Annotated in this window: 19 protein-coding genes; 12 read left to right on the top strand and 7 right to left on the bottom strand. The window is 68.7% G+C overall.

Translation table 11 applies throughout. From position 1 onward, the window contains the following. Positions 1–15 precede the first annotated feature (15 nt). From ACIPSA_RS30940 to ACIPSA_RS30925, 4 genes are all read left to right on the top strand, one after another. A complete protein-coding gene (locus ACIPSA_RS30940) occupies positions 16–2,022 on the top strand; it encodes a GMC oxidoreductase (RefSeq protein ID WP_402640220.1) in 2,007 nt (668 codons plus the stop codon). Further along, positions 2,019–3,191 (top strand): ferritin-like protein, encoded by a 1,173-nt coding sequence (locus tag ACIPSA_RS30935; RefSeq protein WP_402640218.1) that lies wholly within the window; start codon positions 2,019–2,021, stop codon positions 3,189–3,191. Before ACIPSA_RS30940 ends, ACIPSA_RS30935 begins: the two co-directional genes overlap by 4 nt. Next, entirely contained in the window at positions 3,188–3,547 is a 360-nt protein-coding gene (locus ACIPSA_RS30930; RefSeq protein WP_402640216.1) for a putative quinol monooxygenase, read from the top strand. Before ACIPSA_RS30935 ends, ACIPSA_RS30930 begins: the two co-directional genes overlap by 4 nt. Positions 3,548–3,732: 185 nt before the next feature. Beyond that, positions 3,733–4,620, top strand: coding sequence for a prohibitin family protein (locus tag ACIPSA_RS30925; protein ID WP_402640215.1), 888 nt, complete (start codon positions 3,733–3,735; stop codon positions 4,618–4,620). Between the two features lie 78 nt (positions 4,621–4,698). Here the strand turns inward: ACIPSA_RS30925 and ACIPSA_RS30920 are convergent, their stop codons facing one another. Continuing rightward, complete coding sequence (locus ACIPSA_RS30920) at positions 4,699–5,265, bottom strand: hypothetical protein (protein ID WP_402640213.1); 567 nt, start codon at positions 5,263–5,265, stop codon at positions 4,699–4,701. 74 nt (positions 5,266–5,339) lie between these two features. Here ACIPSA_RS30920 and ACIPSA_RS30915 point away from each other — a divergent pair, with 74 nt between their 5' ends. Continuing rightward, complete coding sequence (locus ACIPSA_RS30915; RefSeq protein ID WP_402640211.1) at positions 5,340–6,248, top strand: PucR family transcriptional regulator; 909 nt, start codon at positions 5,340–5,342, stop codon at positions 6,246–6,248. Between the two features lie 111 nt (positions 6,249–6,359). Here the strand turns inward: ACIPSA_RS30915 and ACIPSA_RS30910 are convergent, their stop codons facing one another. Then, on the bottom strand, positions 6,360–7,085 hold the full coding sequence (locus ACIPSA_RS30910; protein WP_402640209.1) for an SDR family oxidoreductase: 726 nt from the start codon (positions 7,083–7,085) through the stop codon (positions 6,360–6,362). A 104-nt stretch (positions 7,086–7,189) separates the two neighbouring features. Between ACIPSA_RS30910 and ACIPSA_RS30905 the strand changes: the two genes are divergently transcribed. Continuing rightward, entirely contained in the window at positions 7,190–8,038 is an 849-nt protein-coding gene (locus tag ACIPSA_RS30905; protein WP_402640208.1) for a LysR family transcriptional regulator, read from the top strand. A gap of 52 nt (positions 8,039–8,090) precedes the next feature. Then, a complete protein-coding gene (locus ACIPSA_RS30900) occupies positions 8,091–8,690 on the top strand; it encodes a 2'-5' RNA ligase family protein (protein WP_402640206.1) in 600 nt (199 codons plus the stop codon). A 119-nt stretch (positions 8,691–8,809) separates the two neighbouring features. On the opposite strand, the gene ACIPSA_RS30895 is transcribed toward ACIPSA_RS30900, so the two are convergent. Then, on the bottom strand, positions 8,810–9,604 hold the full coding sequence (locus ACIPSA_RS30895; protein WP_402640204.1) for an SAM-dependent methyltransferase: 795 nt from the start codon (positions 9,602–9,604) through the stop codon (positions 8,810–8,812). Positions 9,605–9,749: 145 nt separating this feature from the next. Between ACIPSA_RS30895 and ACIPSA_RS30890 the strand changes: the two genes are divergently transcribed. From ACIPSA_RS30890 to ACIPSA_RS30870, 5 genes are all read left to right on the top strand, one after another. Then, positions 9,750–10,043 (top strand): DUF1905 domain-containing protein, encoded by a 294-nt coding sequence (locus ACIPSA_RS30890; RefSeq protein ID WP_402640202.1) that lies wholly within the window; start codon positions 9,750–9,752, stop codon positions 10,041–10,043. 176 nt (positions 10,044–10,219) lie between these two features. Further along, entirely contained in the window at positions 10,220–10,918 is a 699-nt protein-coding gene (locus tag ACIPSA_RS30885) for an SDR family oxidoreductase (RefSeq protein ID WP_402640200.1), read from the top strand. 70 nt (positions 10,919–10,988) lie between these two features. Next, positions 10,989–12,392, top strand: coding sequence for a dihydrolipoyl dehydrogenase (gene lpdA / locus ACIPSA_RS30880; RefSeq protein WP_402640198.1), 1,404 nt, complete (start codon positions 10,989–10,991; stop codon positions 12,390–12,392). A gap of 218 nt (positions 12,393–12,610) precedes the next feature. Next, the gene (locus ACIPSA_RS30875; RefSeq protein ID WP_402640197.1) at positions 12,611–12,820 is read left to right on the top strand and encodes a hypothetical protein; all 210 of its coding nucleotides are present in this window, start codon (positions 12,611–12,613) and stop codon (positions 12,818–12,820) included. Then, on the top strand, positions 12,817–13,035 hold the full coding sequence (locus tag ACIPSA_RS30870; RefSeq protein ID WP_402640195.1) for a 4-oxalocrotonate tautomerase family protein: 219 nt from the start codon (positions 12,817–12,819) through the stop codon (positions 13,033–13,035). The genes ACIPSA_RS30875 and ACIPSA_RS30870 overlap by 4 nt, the downstream gene beginning before the upstream one ends. Before the next feature lie 34 nt (positions 13,036–13,069). Here ACIPSA_RS30870 and ACIPSA_RS30865 read toward each other — a convergent pair whose 3' ends face one another. The 4 genes from ACIPSA_RS30865 to ACIPSA_RS30850 form a co-directional block, all read right to left on the bottom strand. Next, positions 13,070–13,792, bottom strand: coding sequence for a hypothetical protein (locus tag ACIPSA_RS30865; RefSeq protein WP_402640194.1), 723 nt, complete (start codon positions 13,790–13,792; stop codon positions 13,070–13,072). Between the two features lie 338 nt (positions 13,793–14,130). After that, entirely contained in the window at positions 14,131–14,715 is a 585-nt protein-coding gene (locus tag ACIPSA_RS30860; protein ID WP_402640193.1) for a hypothetical protein, read from the bottom strand. Positions 14,716–14,862: 147 nt separating this feature from the next. Continuing rightward, positions 14,863–15,591: an alpha/beta fold hydrolase gene (locus ACIPSA_RS30855; RefSeq protein ID WP_402640191.1), complete on the bottom strand. Its 729-nt coding sequence runs from the start codon at positions 15,589–15,591 to the stop codon at positions 14,863–14,865. A gap of 176 nt (positions 15,592–15,767) precedes the next feature. Continuing rightward, entirely contained in the window at positions 15,768–18,524 is a 2,757-nt protein-coding gene (locus ACIPSA_RS30850; protein WP_402640189.1) for an ATP-binding protein, read from the bottom strand. Positions 18,525–18,632: the final 108 nt, after the last annotated feature.

Below are 18,632 nucleotides of genomic sequence, written 5' to 3'. Positions count from 1 at the left end.
GCCGGAGGAAGCGTCATGAGCAACGGCAGTACCGAGCAACCCGAGCACTTCGACATCGTCCTCGTGGGCGGCGGCATCTCCGCGGCCACGGTCACCAAGACGGTCATCGAGCAGGCCGCGGCGAACAAGCAGTACCCCAGCATCCTGATCCTGGAGGCCGGCCGGGCCACGGCCATGAGCGCCGACAAGTACGACACCTACGTCGAGTCCTATCAGGAGGCGCTCGCCAAAGTTCCCAACTCCCCGTATCCGGCGACCAGTTCGGCGGGCCAGCCGGACGTGCTGGACATCAGGCCGCTCAAGGACGCCGACGGGCAGCCGGTGACCAGCGACCAGGGGTACTTCGTCCAGAAGGGCCCGATGCCCTTCGGCAGCGACTACGCCCGCTCGCTGGGCGGCACCACCCTGCACTGGCTGGGCACCTGTCTGCGGATGCTCCCCAACGACTTCAAGATGGCGGACAACTACAAGCGGGCCGTCAACTGGCCGATCGGCTACGACGACCTCAAGCCGTACTACGAGCGCGCCGAGTGGGACATCATCGGCGTCGCGGCCGACGTGGAGCACCAGTACTACCCGGGGTACGTCAACGATCCCGCGGGATTCTTCGCCTCCGCCGACAAGAAGCGGTTCCCGGACGGGAAGTACTTCTTCCCGATGGAGGAGATTCCCTCCAGCTTCCTCGACCAGTACATGGCCAAGCTGGCCGACGGCCTGGACATCAAGCTGACCGACGACGACAAAACAACCCACTCGTTCAAGGTCAAGATCAGCAACACCCCCGTGGCGCGCAACTCGACTCCGGCCAAGCCGGACTACCTGCCCCTCGGCGCCGTCGGCAACGCCGAGCAGGGCACCCGCTGCGAGGGCAACTCCAGCTGCATTCCGATCTGTCCGGCCCAGGCCAAGTACAACGCGCTGAAGACGCTGTACGAGTTGATCATCAAGTACCCCGACCGGCCGCTGGAGGAGAAGGAGAAGCCCCGGGCCAGGGTCGCCATCCGCAGCCAGTCCGTCGTCATGCGCGTCAACCACACCCAGCAGCCGAAGAAGACGGGCAAGGTCACCAGCCTCACCTACAAGTCGTATTCCGCGGACGGCGGCGCGGGACCCGAGAAGACGGTGACCGCCGGTGTCTACGTCCTGGCCGCGAACGCCATCGAGAACGCCACCCTGCTGCTCGGCTCCAACGGCGCCGCCAACAACAGCGGGCAGGTCGGCAAGAACCTGATGGACCATCCGCTGCTGCTCACCTGGGGCCTGCTCCCGGACAACGTCGGCGCCTACCGGGGACCAGGGTCCACCTCCGGCATCCCCGCCTTCCGGGACGGCAAGTTCCGCCACGACCGAACCGCCTTCCGCGTGGAGATCGGCAACTGGGGCTGGAACTTCCCGGAGAACGCCCCGTACGACACCGTCCACGACCTCGTCGGCACGGACGGCAAGGCGAAGCTCTACGGCAGGGAGCTGCGCAAGAAGCTCGGCGACATCCTGCCCCGCCAGTTCCGGATCGCCTGGGAGCTGGAACAGGACCCCGAGGAAAGCAACCGCGTCACGATCGACAAGCAGTACGTGGACCAGCTGGGCAAGCCCCGCCCGGTCATCCACTACGACCTCTCGGAGTACGTGAAGGCGTCCCTGCCCTGGGCGGCGGAGGCGAGCAGGCAGCTGTTCGAGCGGCTCGGCATGACGATGAAGCGCACCCGCCCCACGTACCTGACCGGCGACTACACCCGCTACGCGGCAGGCGACCCGGCCGAAGTCAAGTACAAGGGCAAGACCTACTGGGTGCGGGGTGCCGGACACGTCGTGGGCACCCACCGGATGGGCGAGGACCCGGCGCAATCGGTCGTCGACAGCTACCAGAAGAGCCATGACCTGGAGAACCTCTACATCGTCGGCTGCGGCAGCATGCCCACGCTCGGCACCTCCAACCCCACGCTCACCATGACCGCCCTGGCCCTCCGCACGGGGGACCACATCGCCGCGAACCTGAAGCCGAAGAACGGGGGGAACAAGTGAGCAACCCGACCCCGCTCAAGGACCTCAAGGAACTGAAGGCCGCCCTCCAGCTGGCCATCGGCTTGGAGCTCAGCACCATCCCCGTCTACCTCACCGGCCTCTACTCCATCAAGGAAGGGCACAACACCGAGACGGCACAGACGATCCGCAGCGTGGTCATGGAGGAAATGCTCCACATGACGCTCGCGGCCAACGTCCTCAACGCGCTCGGGGAGGTGCCGAGCGTCGAGCCCGTCGGGTTCAAGGGCAAACACCTGCACCCGATCCCCTCCTACCCGCTGACGAACCCCCTCGTCTCCGGCATCGGGACACTCCAACTACTCCCGCTCTCGCCACACGCCGTGCAGAGCTACGTCACCATCGAGCACCCGCTGCACGGTGCGGCCAAGGTGACCGAGATCCCTCTGGGCACCTGCCTCTACCGCACCATCGGCGAGTTCTACGGCGTGATCCTCGATGCGCTGCACGACACCAAGATCTGCAAGAACGGTGACTTCAAGCACCACAACCAGGTGCCGGACACCCAGTACTACGGGGGCGCCGGCCATGTGGTCGAGGTGAAGGACCGGGAGTCCGCGGTCAAGGCGATCCAGACCATCATCGACGAGGGCGAGGGCCTGGACCCGGACAAGCTCGGGAAACAGGCCAAGACGGTCACGGACAACGACAGGCTCCGCAACGGCTGGCAGATGTACTCCCACTACGCCCGCTTCCGCGAGCTCCAGACCGGACGCCGCTTCCGCAGCACCCAGAAGGCCGGCGAGGAGCCTCAGGGCGCCATGGTGCTGGTCGACTACAGCGCCGTCCACCCGGCACTCCATGTTCCGCGCAACGGCGACACCGAGGGGGGCTCCGAGAGCGCCGCGCTGATCGAGTTCGACCTGGCGTACACCGAGCTCGTCGACGACCTCTACCTCGCCTTCTCGGACGGACGGAAGCCGGTCTCGTACACATTCCACAACGAGAAGGAGGTGGTGGAGCAGAAGCCCGCCCTCCCGCTCGCCGTCCACGGTATGCACGCGCTGAAGAAGATGGCCGTCGCCCTCATGCGGACCCCCAACCCGGCAAGCCCGGCGCACACGCTCTGTCCCAGGTTCTCCTACGTGGAGGAGGGCGACCGCGACAAGCTGCGCCAGATCGTCACGGAACTGCGGAAGGAGAACCGGTGATCTCCATCGTCACGAAGTGGTGGCACGTCGACGGCGCGCGGGACAAGGCCGTCGCGGCACTGAAGGACCTGGTGCGCCAGGTGGAGCAGCACGAGCCCGACACCTACATGTACTGCCTGCACACTTCAGTGGTGCCGGGCTCGCTGCCTCCGCCCACCCCGAACGAGCTGATCTTTATGGGCGCCTGGAAGGACATGAAGGCCTTCGAGGCCCACCGCGATGGCAAGCTGTTCCAGGACTGGCTGGCCGAACACCTCGACCTGTTCGTGAAGAACAGCGGCCACCTCTACGTCAGCGCGGAGTTCGCCGACCGGTTCGCCGGCTTCGTCCGGAAGGAAGCCGTCGGCCAGAAGTGACAGTCACGGCCTCACGGGCGGCGGGCGATCTCCAGGTCGTCCGCCGCCCGTGGGGCCGCGTGCGGTCTTGACGATCCCGCACATCCGGTCACAGGGATCGTGTAGGCCGCGGGGGTCCGGGCTCGTTACGATGCGCTGCGGTCGCGCCCGTGGCGGCGCGGATCCGTTTCCGGAGGGGGATACCTGTGTTCGTGTTGTCCATCCTGCTGCTCATAGCGGCGGTCGTGCTCTTTCTTGTCGGCCGCGCACGTTCCGCCGGGAGCTGGAAGCTCGGGGCGGTGCTGAGCGCCGTGGGGGGCGTGCTGGCCGGCGTCTTCGCCTGCGTCTATGTGGTGAGCGCCTATGAAGTCGGCGTGCCGGTGACCTTCGGCAAGGTCGGCACACCACTGACCTCCGGCATCCACTTCAAGTCGCCGTTCACCGATGTCACGTCCTATTCCACCCGCCCGGTGGACCTCGACCTCTACGACAAGGACGTGGTCGAGGTCCGCTCCTCGCAAGGCGGTGTGCTCTACGCGGACGTCACCATCAAGTGGGCCGTGGTGCCGACGAAGGCGGTCGAGCTGTATCGGCTGGCGGGCAGTGAAGACGCGATCGAGGCACGGCTGGTCGTGCCGGACAGTCGCGAGATCATCCGCAATGTCTTTGCGAAGCACACCAGCGAGGAGGGCTACGCGTCTGCCCGTGAGCAGATCGGCTCGGAGATCGAAAGCCTCGTCAAGGAGCGCCTGGCGCCGCGCGGGATCGACGTCACGGCCGTCAACCTGCGCAATGTGAAGCCGTCGGACAAGCTGCAGGAACAGATCGACAAGAAGATCCAGCAGGAGCAGGCCACCGAACGGGCCGTCGAGGCGTCGCGTACGGCCAAGGCGGAGGCGGAGCGCAAGCGGATAGAGGCGGAGGGCATCGCCCGCGCCAACAAGATCATCGAACGGTCGCTGAGCGACAAGGTGCTGTACAACCAGTGCCTGGATGCCTACCGGGAGGCGGCCAAGGCGCACCCGGTGTACGCGGTGCCGTGCGGTACGGACTCGGGCGGCACGCCGGTCATCGTCGACAACAGCAAGAACTAGCCGGAACTTCGACTGCCGGCCACTTGGTGGTGGCCGGCCGCTCGGCCGGCGCGAAGAGTTCCTTGCCGGGACAGGAGTTCAGTCGACGGGCCGTTCGCGCGGCAGGAGACGCCGGGCTGATTGCTCTGCTTGTTCGGCGCGGGCGATGAGGTGGGCTTCCCTGCGGGGCCGCCACGTCAGATCGGCGACGAACAGGGCGACCACTGTCCAGGAGGACACGGCCTCGCCGGTCGACCCGTTGAGAGTGTCGTGGAGGGCGAGGACCACCGCGACGACGGCGGCGAGGAGTACCACCCACCGTACCCACCCACCGCGTTCGCGGGCTGCGCGCAGAGCGTCCGCGTACGCGAGGACCGCGGGCGCCAGGCGGGCGTCGCCGATGTCCTCACCGCGCCGGGTGGCGCGGACGACCGCAGCCCGGTCGGCGGCATGCAGTTCCTCCGCCCCGGGCCAGGCTCTGCCCATCCGACGGGCCATCACGGGCCCGTAGACGGCGCTCAACGCCAGGAACACCACGACGGCGCTCGGCCAGGCGCGCGACTCGACGAGCGCGAATGCGCCGGCGAAGAGGCCGGTGGGAAGTCCGATGCTCAGCGCTCTGCCGACTGTATTCCTTCGCCAGACCCAGCCCGGAATCACCGCCACCGTCTCATGGTGGCGATCAGCGGTCGACGAAGCCATCAGGCGGGCCCACCGGCGAGTCGGCGCGGACGGGCGACATGCTGGTCGCCGCGGCCTCGTCGATGTGGGAGCTCCAGGACACCATCACCGAGGCCATGGTCTCCGGGTACCACGACGCGGTGTCCCAGCGGCTCCTCACCAGCGAGCGTGAGCGTTCGGCCGTGGTCGAGGCGCTGCTGGAGGGAAGGAGCATGGACGCCGACGCTGTGTGGTCCGCGGCGGAGGCCCTGGGCGTGCCCCGCAACGGTCCGTTCACCGTGGTCGCCGCGGAGGTACCGCAGATCGGCCGGCAGGCCCTGCCCGAGGTCGCGGCCCTCCTGAGCCGGCGCGGCATCCGGTCCTCCTGGCGGCTGCGCCCCGATCTCCAGCTGGGCATCGTGCATCTGCGTACCCGGCGCGACCTGGACGATCCCGTCGAGGTGTTGCGGCACCACGCGGAGCAGCGCGTGGGGGTCAGCCCCTCCTACGACGACCTGCGCAGCACGGGGGACGCCCTGCGCTTCGCGAAGGTCGCCATGCGCGCCGGTGACGCGGAGAGCGCGTCCGTGACCGTCTTCGACGACTCCCCGGTCGCGGTCGCGGCAGCCGGCGCACCCGACGTCATGGCCCGCGTCGCCACCAACGTCCTCGGTCCGATCGAGGCCCTGCCGGCCGGCGAACGCGAAGTGCTGCTGGACACGCTCGACGCCTGGTTCAGCTGCGGCGGATCCGCCGAGGAGGCCGCCAAGCGTCTGTACGTCCACCCCAACACCGTGCGCATGCGCCTGCGCCGCATCACCGAACGTACCGGCCGCTCCCTGGCCGACCCCCTCGGCATCACCGAACTCTCCCTCGCGCTGCGCGCGGTGCGGCAGACGGCGAAGCCCCCGTACTCGGAGCCGACCGGCACCGTGGAGACCACGAAGAAGGCGGACAGCGGAGCCGTCCGGCGTCACGGGCCGAGTTGACCCCGCTGAAGAGCAACACCCATCTCGTCGGCGACCAAGCGGGGCGCCTGCACGTCGAGTTCGGTTACGGGCGAACCCCCTTCACGTGGCGCGTCATGGCTGCCGGGGATGTCACCAAGGCACCTCCCCCGCGTCGTCGAAGAACTGGCCGGTCGGGCCGTCGTCGGGCAGGGTCGCGAGTCGGACTGCGATCGCCGCGCCCTGTTGCGGGGTGCGGACGCCGCGAAAAGCGTTGAGGTCGGTCGCACAGTAGCCGGGGCAGGCGGCGTTGATCAGGATGTTCGTATCGCGCAGCTCCTTGGAGTACTGGATCGTGACGGCGTTGAGGAATGACTTCGACGGCGAGTAGGCGGCGGCGATCGGGCCCGTTTCGGCGTTGGGAGTGGTCTGCAGGGTGAGCGAGCCGACCGTGCTGGACATGTTCACGATCCGCGGCGACGCCGAGCGGCGCAGCAACGGCAGCATCGCGTTGGTGACGCGGATGACGCCGATCACGTTGGTCTCCACGGCCGCCCTTACCGTCGCGGGGTCGACCGTCGTGGGCATCTGGGGCGCGCTGCCGGTGATCCCGGCGTTGTTGACGAGCACGTCGAGGCGTCCGGCGCGGTCCTCGATCAGCCTGGCAGCGGCGGTCACGCTCGCGTCGTCGGTCACGTCGAGGGCGACGCCGAACGCGTCGACGTCGGCGGCCCGCAGCTTCGCCACGGCGGCCTCGCGAAGCTCCTCGTTCCGGGCGCCGACACCGACCCGCCAGCCGAGGGCGCCCAGACCCGCCACGATCTCGTATCCGATGCCCTTGTTCGCGCCGGTCACCAGCGCGATCTTCTGTTCACTCATACGGCCAATCCTGTCCGGGTCCAGCGGGAGCAGGCCAACACCGATCGGGTGGCCGGCGATACCGTGCGGGTATCGATCGCGGTGGGGCCGGTTAGTATGGCGGCGTGGAGACGCGTGAGCTGCGGTACTTCGTCGCCGTCGCTGAGGAACTGCATTTCGGGAGGGCCGCGCAGCGGCTCGGGATCGCGCAGCCCCCGCTGTCGCGGGCGATCAGTCAGCTGGAACGGCGCCTCGGGGCGGCGCTGCTGGAACGCACCAGCCGAGCGGTCACCCTGACCGAGGCCGGGTCGGTGCTCCTGCGGGAGGCCCGGGCGGCGCTGGATGCGGTAGAGGCCGCCGAGCGTCGCACCCGTCGCGCTGCCCTCGCCGCGACCGGCCACGCCGGCATGGTCCTCGCCGCGAAGGCCGGCGCGTCCAGTGAACTGCTGGCGAAACTGCTCGACGCCTACGCCGCGGAACCCGATGCGGTCACCGTCGATGTGTTCCTGTGCGGGCCTGCCGAGCAGGAACGGCTGCTGCGCGACGGCCGGGCCGACGTGGCTCTGTTGCACAGGCCGTTCGACTCGACGGCCGGGTTCGACACCGAAGAGCTGCACACGGAGGGACAGGTCGTGGTCCTGCCGGCCGGGCATCCCCTTACCGGCCGGACGCACGTGCGGATGGCCGAAGTCGCCGAGCTGCCCGGCCTGCCGATGCCGCGCTGGCCCAGGCCCGACGGTACGTACCCGGACGGCCCCGGTCCGCGGGTTCGGGACCATACGCAGTTGCACCAACTGATCGCGCTCGGCCGGGCCTGCGTGATCGCGCCGGAGTCGTCCCGAGCCCATCTGCGCGGCAACGTCGCCGCCGTGCCGGTGCTGGACGCGCCGGCGGTCACGACGGTGATCGCGTGGCCACCCCACAGCCGGTCCAGAGCCGTCGCGGACCTCGTCCGGACCGCGACACGTCTGTGAGGGCCGGCCTGCCTTCGGAAGGTTTCCGCGCCCGCTTTGGGACCATGGCCAGGTGAACGGGAATCCGGCTTTCGGCGGGGGCGAGCCGGTGGACGCGCTCGAGGTGGCGCCGACGACCCGGACGGCCGTGGCGTGGCTGCCGCCGCGGGAGCTCTGGCCGGTGATCCAGGACATCCGCTGGGAGCACGATCCGCAGGTACGGCGGTGGCCGCCGCATGTGAATCTGCTGTTCGGCTTCGTGCCGGAGGAGGAGTTCGCGCGGGCCGTGCCGCTGCTGTCCGCCGGCGCGGCCGAGAGTACGGCCTTCACGGCGCGTCTGGCCGGGGTGTGGTACTTCCGTCACCGGCACTACGCGACGGTGTGGCTCGATCCGGCCGCGGCCGACCCGGCGCCGTGGGCCCGCCTCCACCGGGCGCTGGAGCTGCGGTTCCCGCTCTGCCACGGGCGCGGCGGCCGCTTCACCCCGCATCTGTCCCTCGGCCGTACCCAGGACCCGAAACGCCTGGCCACCGAGTGTGCCGTCCGGCTCGGCGCGCTGTCGGCGGTTGTCGAGGAGGTGGTCCTTCTCTCCCGGCGCGGCGGGGAGCCCATGCGGCCCCGGGCCGTGATCACACTGGGCACGGGCGAGGTCCACCGACCGCAGGCATGCTGAGGGCTGTCCGGCGAATCGTCGGCGGACCGGCGATCTGGTGCCTCACCAACGACGAAAGACCAACTTGCCGGCCAAGGCCGCTGCGGGCCCCCAGCGCGCGCCGCTGAGGGCTGCTCACGCTACTGCTTGCGCGCCACACCTCCGAAGTCGTCGACCTCGGCAGGCGCCTGCTCGCCGGAACCGTCGGGGCGCCAGCGAGAGACCGAGACGAGGCCGGGCTCCAGCAACTCCAGGCCGTCGAAGAACCGGGCGAGTTCCTCCGGGCTGCGGTTGATACGGGGGTTGTCGCTCGCCTCGTTCCACTGCTCGATCATCTCGCGCATCTGCTGCGGATTGAGCACCTCGGTGTCGTCGCAGAGCACGAGGTAGCTGCCGGAGGGCAGAGCGTCCATCAGGCGGCCGACGATGTCGTAGACGGAGTCGTCGGTGATGTGGGCGGTGATCCCCAGAAGTATCAGCGCGGTCGGCTGGGTGAAGTCCAGTGTCTTGGCGGCCTGTTCCAGGATGGCCTCGGGTCGGCGCAGGTCGGCGTCGATGTAGTCCGTGGCTCCCTCGGGAGTGCTGGTGAGCAGCGCCTCGGCGTGGGCCAGGACCACCGGGTCGTGATCGACGTAGACGATCCGGGTCTCGGGAACGAGTCGCTGGGCAACCTCGTGCGTGTTGTTCGCGGTGGGCAAGCCGGTGCCCACGTCCAGGAACTGGCGGATGCCGGCCTCACCGACGAGGTACTCCACCACCCGGACAAGAAACGCCCGCTGCGCCAGGGCGATGTCGAGGATCGCCGGGTTGCCGCTCGCGATCTGGTCGCCGACCTGCCGGTCGATTTCGTAGCAGTCCTTCCCGCCGAGCCAGTAGTTCCAGATCCGGGCGGAGTGCGGCACGCTGCTGTTGATGCGCGGGCGTTCAATTGGCATGGAAACTCCACGAGTTGGGCGGACGTCACTCCATAACCTAGACGCGTCGGCCATCGCACGCGCGGGAAACTGGATCTTCACCGTGCTCCGGCCTCCCGCTCCGGGGCCGGATCGTGCTGATCATCGCGTAGAGGAGAATGATCTCGTGGAGTTCGTCTTTTCCGGCCGGGTGCTCGAATGGCGTGGGCCGTCGCCGTACTACTTCGTTCCTGTGCCGGACGAGGAGTCCGCCGACATCCGCGAGGTGGCCGCGATGGCCACGTACGGCTGGGGCGTGATTCCGGTCGAGGCCCGGATCGGCGAGGTCGCCTTCGAGACGTCGCTCTTCCCCAAGGACGGCGGCTACCTGCTGCCGCTCAAGGTCGCTGTGCGCAGGCCGCACCGCCTCTCGGCAGGGGACGACGTGACGGTGGAGATGACCGTACGCCTCCGGCCCTGACGGCGTCACGTAGTAGCCCACCACCCACACCACGAGCCGCACGTGATGCGGTGGCGCGGTGCGCGCGAAATCATGGACGCGGCTCGGGGCGCCCCTGCCGCAACGTCCCGCCGCCCTGTCCGTCCAGGCCGTGCACGGGTGAAAGCCCTGGAATGACTGGAATGAGGTGTCGGAGCATGGAGATCAGAGGATCGGTCGCGCTCGTGACAGGCGCGAACCGGGGAATCGGGCTGGCGTTCACTCGCGCTCTGCTGGCCCGGGGGGCCGCCAAGGTGTATGCGGGTGTCCGACGCCCCGAGGACTTCAAGGAGCCCGGCGCGCAACCGCTGCGCCTCGACGTCACCGACCCCGAACAGATCGCGGCCGCCGCGGCGGCCGCGTCCGACACGACCATCGTGATCAACAACGCCGGTATCCAGGCCGGGCCAGGCCTTCTGGAGGGGTCTCTGGAGGGTGCCCGGAAGGAGCTGGAGGTGAACTATCTGGGCACCTGGGCGGTCTCGCGGGCCTTCGCGCCCGTCCTGGCCGCGGGCGGTGGCGGAGTCCTGGTGAACATGCTGTCGGTGGCCTCATGGCGGGCCAACAACCGGTTCCCGAGTTACGCGGCGTCGAAGGCGGCCCAATGGTCGCTGACCAACGCATTGCGCGTGGGGCTGCGGGAACAGGGCACTCTGGTCGTCGGTGTGCACGTGGGCTACGTTGACACGGACGCCACTGTGGCGGTCGACGCCCCGAAGGTGGAGGCTGAGGAAGTGGCCGCGAAGACCATGGACGCGATCAGCCGCGACGAGCCGGAGGTTCTCGTCGACGAGACCGCCCGCCGGGTGCGCGCCGCATTGTCGGGCCCGCTGGAGCTCCTCTATCCAACCCCTTGACGACGCGCGCGCCGGATCGCGGATACCGAGTGCATCCGAGTGCATCCGAGAGCAACCGTGAGGTGGAGCGATGAGCACGGACACTGACTTCGACGTCGTGGTTCTGGGAGCCGGTCCCGGCGGATACGTGGCCGCCATCCGCTGTGCGCAGCTGGGACTGCGAACCGCCATCGTGGAAGCCCGGTTCTGGGGCGGCGTCTGCCTGAACATCGGCTGCATCCCGGCGAAGGCACTGCTGCGCAACGCCGAGGTCGCGCAGTTGTTCCTGCATGACGCGGAGAAGTTCGGGGTGAAGATCAGCGGTGATGTCACCCTGGACTACCGGGCCGCCTACGAGCGGAGCCGGGTGGTGGCCGAGGGGCGCTCGAAGGGCGTCGGCTATCTGATGCGCAAGAACAAGATCACCCAGTTCGAGGGCCAGGGCACCTTCCTCGATCCCCACACGCTGCAGGTGCGGATGAGCGACAGCGAGGCGACACTTTCCTTCCGCTCCTGCATCATCGCGACCGGTGCGACCGTGAAGCTGCTGCCCGGAACGACGCTGGGCAGGCGCGTGGTCACCTTCGAGGAGCAGATCCTCGCCGACAGCCTCCCGGCCAGCCTGATCATCGCCGGCGCCGGCGCCATCGGGGTCGAGTTCGCCTACCTGCTCCGGTCCTACGGTGTGGAGGTCACGCTGGTCGAGTTCCTCGACCGCATCGCACCCCTGGAGGACGAGGAGGTCTCGGCCGAGCTCGCCAAGCGCTTCAAGCGTCAGGGCATCCGTGTGCTGACCTCCGCGCGCGTGCAGTCCCTCGAGGAGGCCGAGGACAGAGTCCGCGTGGTGGTCGAACAGGGAGGCGGGCAGCAGGTCCTGGAGGCCGAGAAGGTGCTGCAGGCGACGGGCTTCCAGCCACGGACCAGCGGCTACGGTCTGTCCAGCACGGGAGTCCGGCTCACCGACCGGGGAGCCATCGACGTCGACGGGCGCTGCCGCACCAGTCAGCCGCACATCTACGCCATCGGTGACGTCACGGCGAAGCTGATGCTGGCCCACGCCGCCGAGGCGATGGGCATCGTCGCTGCCGAGACCATCGCCGACGTGGAGACCATGGAGCTGGACTACCGGATGATCGCGCGCGCCACGTTCTGCCAGCCCCAGATCGCCAGCTTCGGCTGGACCGAGAGCGAGGCGCGCAGCGAGGGCTTCGACGTCCGCGTGGCGAAGTTCCCCTTCACGGCCAACGCCAAGGCGCACGGGTTCGGTGACACCGTCGGGTTCGTGAAGCTGGTGAGCGACGCCCGCTACGGCGAACTGCTCGGCGCCCATCTGATCGGCCCGGACGTGACCGAACTGCTGCCGGAGCTGACCCTCGCCCAGAAATGGGACCTGACGGTGAACGAGCTCATCAGGAACGTCCATGCGCATCCGACGCTGAGCGAGGCGGTGCAGGACGCCCTGCACGGCCTCGCGGGACACATGATCAATCTCTGAAGGCGTGCTCGCTCCGAAGGCATGCTCGCTCCGAGGGCGTGCTCGGCTGCCGGCGGACGCGGCCGGTAACGGACACCTTGAGGGCTGTCCCTACGTGTGGGTGGGTCGGGACTACGTGCGTCACGTGATGTCCGTGCCTGACCAGGGCAGGCATGATCACCTGAAAGCCCGTACGAGCAGCCATATCGGCCATTACCCAGCAGAGCGAGGGTCTCTCCATGCCCATGATCGACGTGTACACCGCCCGGGGAGTCATCAAGGACCGCAAGGCGCTGGCGCAGGAGCTCGCTCAAGCGGTCATGCGCTGGGAGAAGGTTCCCGTCATTCCGTTCTTCAGCGACAACACGGCCGCATTCGTCCACGAACTGGATGCGGATTCCTTTTCCACCGCGGGTGGGGCAGCAGCGACCATGTGCGCGTCACCGTGACCACCAACGCCGATGCCCTGAACAGGGAGCAGCAGCTCGGCCTGGTCAAGGAGATATCCGAACTGGTGGCCAAGGCCTCCGGGGACCCCACGCTGGTCGAACGCACCTGGGTCACCCTGGCCGAGGCGGTCCCCGGGGGTTGGGGCATCGGCGGTCACGCCTACACCAACGACGAAATCGTCCGGCACGTGCGCGAGCTCCTCGGCAAGCAGTAAGCCCCCGAGGGCTTGCGCCGGCAGACGGTCGCTGTCAGAAGTAGTGCACCTCGCTGAGGTCGATACTGACCATGAGGTGATCGTGGCGGGGACGCCCGTCGGGTGCGCGCAAGTACGCGCGACGCTTGGTGGGGAACTTGATCCCGTCCGCCTCCGCGATGTCGTACAGGTACTGGGCGGTCGCGAACCCGCCGGCGATGTCGACGTGGTAGTCATGGCGCCTGAGCAGAAGGTCGGCTCCGAAGTAGAAGTCCTGGACCGGGCAGTGGCTCGCGATGTCGTCCGGGAAGGAGACCCGAAGGCGGCGCCATGGCTCGGTCGGTGACTCGTGCCATGCCTCCTTCTCCTCCACGACCATGCCCTTCATGGTCATGAAGAACGGCGTGGTCAGGTACGTCCACAGGGCGTAACCGTTGAAGTAGGCCCGGTCCAGCGGGTCCCATGGGGTTTCCAAGGTGTGCCCTGCGAACGCCTGCCGCGGGTCGAGGCGTTCGGCCACGACGGTTCCGTCCGAGCGTTCGATCGCGATGCGGCCGGGGGCGAAGTCCGTTCGCTGGTCGGGGGCTCCGAACGGTCGTACCGAGGCGTGTTCCTCGTGCAGGCTGACAGTCATTCGTCGAGGCTGTAGGTCCTGGGGCAGTCCCTTGGTGCTGAAGAGTTCGCCGTCGCTGACGATGGTGGCCGTCACGGTCGTGAGATTCTGCCACCGCCCGAGGCCGCCATGGGCCTCGATGACTTCTGACAAGAGGTCGCTCATTTTCTCCTCCTCGATCGGGCGAGCCGGGCGCTCTCGTGAACTTCAGTGGGCCCAAATCCTGCTGGAGAGTTCGGAGGCGGAGGCGACGACTTGCCGGAAGGGCTTGTGGTACAGCTGAATGGCCCGGACGAGCCAGTCGTCGTCCGGGCTGCCCAGCCATGTGATGTTCCTTTCCCTGCGATGTTCCCTTCCGGCTCTGCCTGTCAGGCGAACTGCACGTCGTCGATGTCGATCGCGAGTGAGGTGGATTCGCAAGCGGGGGTTCCATTCGGATTGCGTACGTAGATCCGGCGCCGGGTGGGCACAACGATGCCGTCGAAGTCCCTGTGTCTCGACGCTTAGTGCACTGCCGGGCTGGGACCGAGCAGATCGAAGCCGAAGTCGATGCGCCGCAGCAGACCCTCCGCGCCGAAGTAGAAGGTCTGCTGTTTCGACGGGGCGGCGAACGCGTCCGGGTAGGTGACCTGGAGCGCCCGCCAGCTGGCTCCCTCCTCGTGCCAGGGCTTGCCTTCCTCGGTGTGGACGTCCGAGCGCAGGAGGTGGAACGGGACGGTGAGACAGTTCCACAGGACCTCGGCCGCGAAATACGCGGCGTGGAAGTCGTCCCACGCTGTCTGCCGGGTGTGCGAGGCGAATCGGGCCCGGGGATCGAGACGCTCGGTCACCAGGATGCCGTCGTCCCGCGCTATGGTCTGGCGCCGCGGCTCCCAGGTGGTGTGATGTCCCGGTCCGGGATACGGGGCGATGGTCAGGCGTTGCTCGCGGGTCTCGCCGGTGATGGTGATGTCGTCGAAGAGGCCCCGCTTGCCCTTGAGCGCCCAGATGGCTCCTTGGACGCGGGCGCGGACGCGGAATCCGGACAGCGTGTGCCAGTGGCCGGCTTCGCCGTGGGCCCGGACCGTCTGAGCGAGCAAGTCCTGCATGGCGCCACCCTTCTGGTGCCGTTCTGGTGCCGCTCTCGACTTCGCCGCTGCCGGCGGCCCTTTGGAAGCATGGAGAAGTGGAACGTGTCGCGCGACCCTCTGCAGGGTGAGGGGATGTTGCCTCCGTGCGTCCCCTCACCCGGGGCATCACCCGATCTCGCGGAGCGCGCCCAGGACGACCTGCGCCACTTCGTCCGCGTGAGAGAGCGCGATGGCGTGGGATCCGCCGTCGATCTCCGTGACGGTCGCCCCGATCCTCTTGGCCGCGGCACGCTCGGCGTCCGGGTTGATGGCGTGGTCCGCGCCGGCGACGATGAACCAGCTGGGTACCTTCTTCCAGCCTGGTTCTACGGCCAGCGGCTCCCCGAACGCGGCATCGGCCGCCGGTCGTTGGCTGACCGCCAGCACGGCGGCCTCGTCGGCGGGCAGGTCCGCGCAGAACACCGAGTGGAAGTGCTCGGGCTGGATGTAGAACTCCGTGCCGGTCTCGTCGTCCCGCGGGAACGTGCGCGGCAGCAGCGCCGCGTCCAGCTCGGCCGGCGGGAAGCCCTCGTTCGAGCCCAGGGTGGACACGCCCTGATCGACGCCGAAGGAGGCCACGAAGACAAGGCCCTTGACGTTGTCGGCCTTCGCCGACGCATAAGTGATCACCGGGCCGCCGTAGGAGTGACCGACGAGCAGCACGGGTCCTTCGATCTGTCCCGCGATATTCGCGACGTACTCACCGTCGGCCGTCAGTCCCCGCAGCGGGTTGGGTGCCGCGACGGTCGCCACGCCCGCAGCGCTCAGGCGGCCTACGACCCGTGACCAGCTGGATGCGTCGGCGAACGCGCCGTGCACGAGAACCACGGTGGGTGACGGTGCAGATGACGTCATGGCCTTGCTCCTCTCACTTGTCCCGATGCCCTCGCGATCACCCTCTGACGAAAGGCACGCTCCGTCATCCCGTGCGGTTCGTAGTCGGCGGCGACCCCTTACTACGTGGTCCGGGACACGTGTTTCCTCGTTCACCGATTCGACGGAAGGAGACGAACGCAACCGGTGCCAGGCCGCTATGCCGAGGTGATGCGATGCCGTCGGTCGGCCAACTCGCGCCGCGAATGGATATCGAGCTTCCGGAACACCTTTCGAAGGTGGTAGTCCACGGTGTGCACGCTGAGGTAGAGCTGCGCCGCGATCTCCGCGTTCGTGGCCCCGCCGGCTGCCAGGCGAGCGACACGCGCTTCCTGGGGAGTCAGTTCGCCGTCACCGCTGTGTGCGGCCCCGCCGGGCTGAACCGGATCGCCGGCCGCGGAAAGCTCCTGTGCCGTTCTGGCAGCGTAGCCCTGAGCGCCCATCGCGTCGAAGAGCTCGTAGGCGATGCGCAGTTCGTCACGTGCCTCCTTGGTTCTGCGCTCCCGGCGCAGCCATTCCCCGTAGAGCTGACGGCTGCGCGCCCTGCGCAACGGGCCACGGGTGTTCTCGTGATGCTGGATGGCCTGTTGATACAGTGCTTCCGCGGCCGAGGGGGCGGTGGTGGTCAGCGCCTGCGCGCGGGCGAGGTCGCCGAGCAGGCCCGGAATGGGTGTCCTGTCGGCGAGACGGGACAGGCGTTCCACCAGCTGCGCCGCCGCATCGTCCTTGCCGGACCGTGTCGCTGCCTCGACCATGTCGACCAAGGCGAACTTGACCTGACAGGTGTCGCCGATCCTGTCCGCCAGGCTCAGGAATGCCTCGTGGTACCGGCACCGGCTCAGTTCGATCACGCTGCGCGCATAGTCGCAGAAAACCAGCTGGTACCCCTGACCGGTGCGGGCGGCGTGCTCCTCGACGGCTTCCGCCAGTACGCGGGTCTCCTCGAACCGGCCGCGCCACGCGGCAACCAGCAGGGCACCGAGATGCAACTGTGAGCCGCGGGCTTCTTCCAGCGCGGCACGCTGGTCGAACAGGCGCTCCGATTCCGCAAGGCGACCGGCGATCAGCTCGGACAGGGCCGTGTGGCTGAGCGCGAGGGCCATCGGAATGACGGCGCCCTGCCGCTTGGCTTCCGTCTCCAGCCGCCAGGCGAGTTTGTGCAGCGCTACGTCGTCGCCCAGGATGGTCGCGTGCGAGCAGGCCGCGGCCAGCCACTGGAACAGTTCGGGAGCCGTCGACTCCTCATGCTGTACCGCCTCGATGGCCTGCTGGAGCTTCGGGCCCGCGCTGCCGAGCCCTTCGAGATGAACGGCGGTGTCGGCTTCGAGCACGACGTCGCCCGTCGTCGCGGGTACCTCGGCGGGCAACGGGAGGGTACGGACCGTCTCGGCCACGCTGAGGCGCGATGCTCCCTGCGGCGCGAGCGAGCCGCTGATCTGCGCCTGGACGAGCGCTTCCACGAGGATGTCGCGAGCAAGACGGATGTCGATGGGCCCCAGTTCCCGGGCCGCCGTCAACAGAGCATAGGTCGCCGCCGCCGGCGCGCCCGTCAGACGGTGGATCCGCGCCTGAACGCGCTGTACCAGGCCGTTGTAGCGCCGGTCCTCGCGATAGGCGGCCGCTTCGTCGAGCAGGGCCTGGGCCCGTCCGGGCGAGCCGGCCACGGAGCTGGCCTCAGCTGCCCCCAGGAGACGACGGGCGCGGACGGGCAGGTCAGCCGACAAGGACGCGGCTCGCGCCAGCAGCGTCGAACTGCCGGTCCAGTCACCGCGGTCGCGGGTGCGCTCCGCGGCGCGTACGAGCTCGTTCGCCACGTCCTCGTCCGGGTCGGTCGCCGCTGCCGACAGGTGCCAGGCACGCAGATCGATTTCGCCGAGGTCACCCGCGACCTCGGCGAGGGCGGCGTGGACCCGCGCGCGCTGGGCGAGCGGGGCGCCGTGGTAGACGGCCGAACGGATCAGCGGATGGCGGAACTTGACGGTCTCCCGGATCGACAGGAGATGGCGCTCCTCGGCGGCCGCCGCGGCGGTCGCGTCGAAGCCCAGGTCCGGACCGGCCCGCCAGAGCACATTCGGGTCACTCGTGGGATCGGCCGCGGAGGCCAGCAGCAAGGTCCGTGTCTGCGGTGGCAACGCCAACGCCTCACGCAGATAGACCCGTTCCAGTGCACGGCCGAGCGGGACGGGCTCCGGCAGCGGCGCCTCACCGCTGAGCTGATCCGCACTCAGTTCCCGAGCTGCCTCGACCAAGGCAAGGGGGTTGCCCCCGGTGGAGGCGACCACCCGGCCGCGGACGCCGGGATCGAGGACGCCGGGGACCACCGATTCCAGCAGCCGCCCGGCCGCTTCCGTTGCCAGGCTGGTCACGCCCAGCTCGGGCAGCCCCGCCAGATGGTCGACGCGGTCCGTCTGGTCCCGGATGGCGAACACCATCGCGACGGAGTCCGCGTACAGCCGACGGGCCACGAAGGCGAGCACCGCGGCGGACTCCTCGTCGAGCCATTGGGCATCATCCACCAGGCACAGCAACGGCCTGTCATCGGCGCGTACGGCCAGCAGCCCGAGTGAGGCGAGCGCGACGAGGAAACGGTCGGGTGGACTGGTTCGCGCCTGAAGCCCGAAGACCTGGCACAGTGCGTCGCGCTGTGGATCGGGCAACTTGGACAGCTGAGTCAGATGCGGCCTGAGCAGGTGGTGCAGCGCGGCGAAACCGAGCTCGGCCTCGGATTCCACAGCGTCGAACCGCATGACCTCGAAGCCGGCGGCCGCCATCGACTCAAGGTGATCGAGCAGTGCGCTCTTGCCGGTCCCCGGCCCGCCCCGCAGTACGAGGATGGCGCTCATCCCCTGGCGGGTGTCGTCGAGCGTCGCTGCCAGCCGACCGCGTTCCTCGTCCCGCCCGAACAGCTCGTCCACTGGTCAACCCCAAGGTGCTAGACAGGGGCCGGCTTCCGCTGCTCCCCGGCACGTGCGAGACCGATCACCCGATCCGGCCGTCCTTCCCTCACTGTATGTGCCGGGCTC

It is taken from the genome of Streptomyces sp. NPDC086549 (genome assembly GCF_044746205.1).
Lineage (GTDB): Bacteria > Actinomycetota > Actinomycetes > Streptomycetales > Streptomycetaceae > Streptomyces.
The sequence above is the reverse complement of the archived record's forward strand: the minus strand, read 5'-3'. Positions and strand labels throughout refer to the sequence as shown.

Coding starts and splice junctions, on each gene's coding strand:
- ACIPSA_RS30940 (WP_402640220.1), top strand. CDS start 16: ATGAGCAACGGCAGTACCGAGCAACCCGAGCACTTCGACATCGTCCTC.
- ACIPSA_RS30915 (WP_402640211.1), top strand. CDS start 5,340: ATGCTGGTCGCCGCGGCCTCGTCGATGTGGGAGCTCCAGGACACCATC.
- ACIPSA_RS30910 (WP_402640209.1), bottom strand. CDS start 7,085: ATGAGTGAACAGAAGATCGCGCTGGTGACCGGCGCGAACAAGGGCATC.
- ACIPSA_RS30895 (WP_402640204.1), bottom strand. CDS start 9,604: ATGCCAATTGAACGCCCGCGCATCAACAGCAGCGTGCCGCACTCCGCC.
- ACIPSA_RS30885 (WP_402640200.1), top strand. CDS start 10,220: ATGGAGATCAGAGGATCGGTCGCGCTCGTGACAGGCGCGAACCGGGGA.
- lpdA (WP_402640198.1), top strand. CDS start 10,989: ATGAGCACGGACACTGACTTCGACGTCGTGGTTCTGGGAGCCGGTCCC.
- ACIPSA_RS30875 (WP_402640197.1), top strand. CDS start 12,611: ATGCCCATGATCGACGTGTACACCGCCCGGGGAGTCATCAAGGACCGC.
- ACIPSA_RS30865 (WP_402640194.1), bottom strand. CDS start 13,792: ATGAGCGACCTCTTGTCAGAAGTCATCGAGGCCCATGGCGGCCTCGGG.
- ACIPSA_RS30860 (WP_402640193.1), bottom strand. CDS start 14,715: ATGCAGGACTTGCTCGCTCAGACGGTCCGGGCCCACGGCGAAGCCGGC.
- ACIPSA_RS30855 (WP_402640191.1), bottom strand. CDS start 15,591: ATGACGTCATCTGCACCGTCACCCACCGTGGTTCTCGTGCACGGCGCG.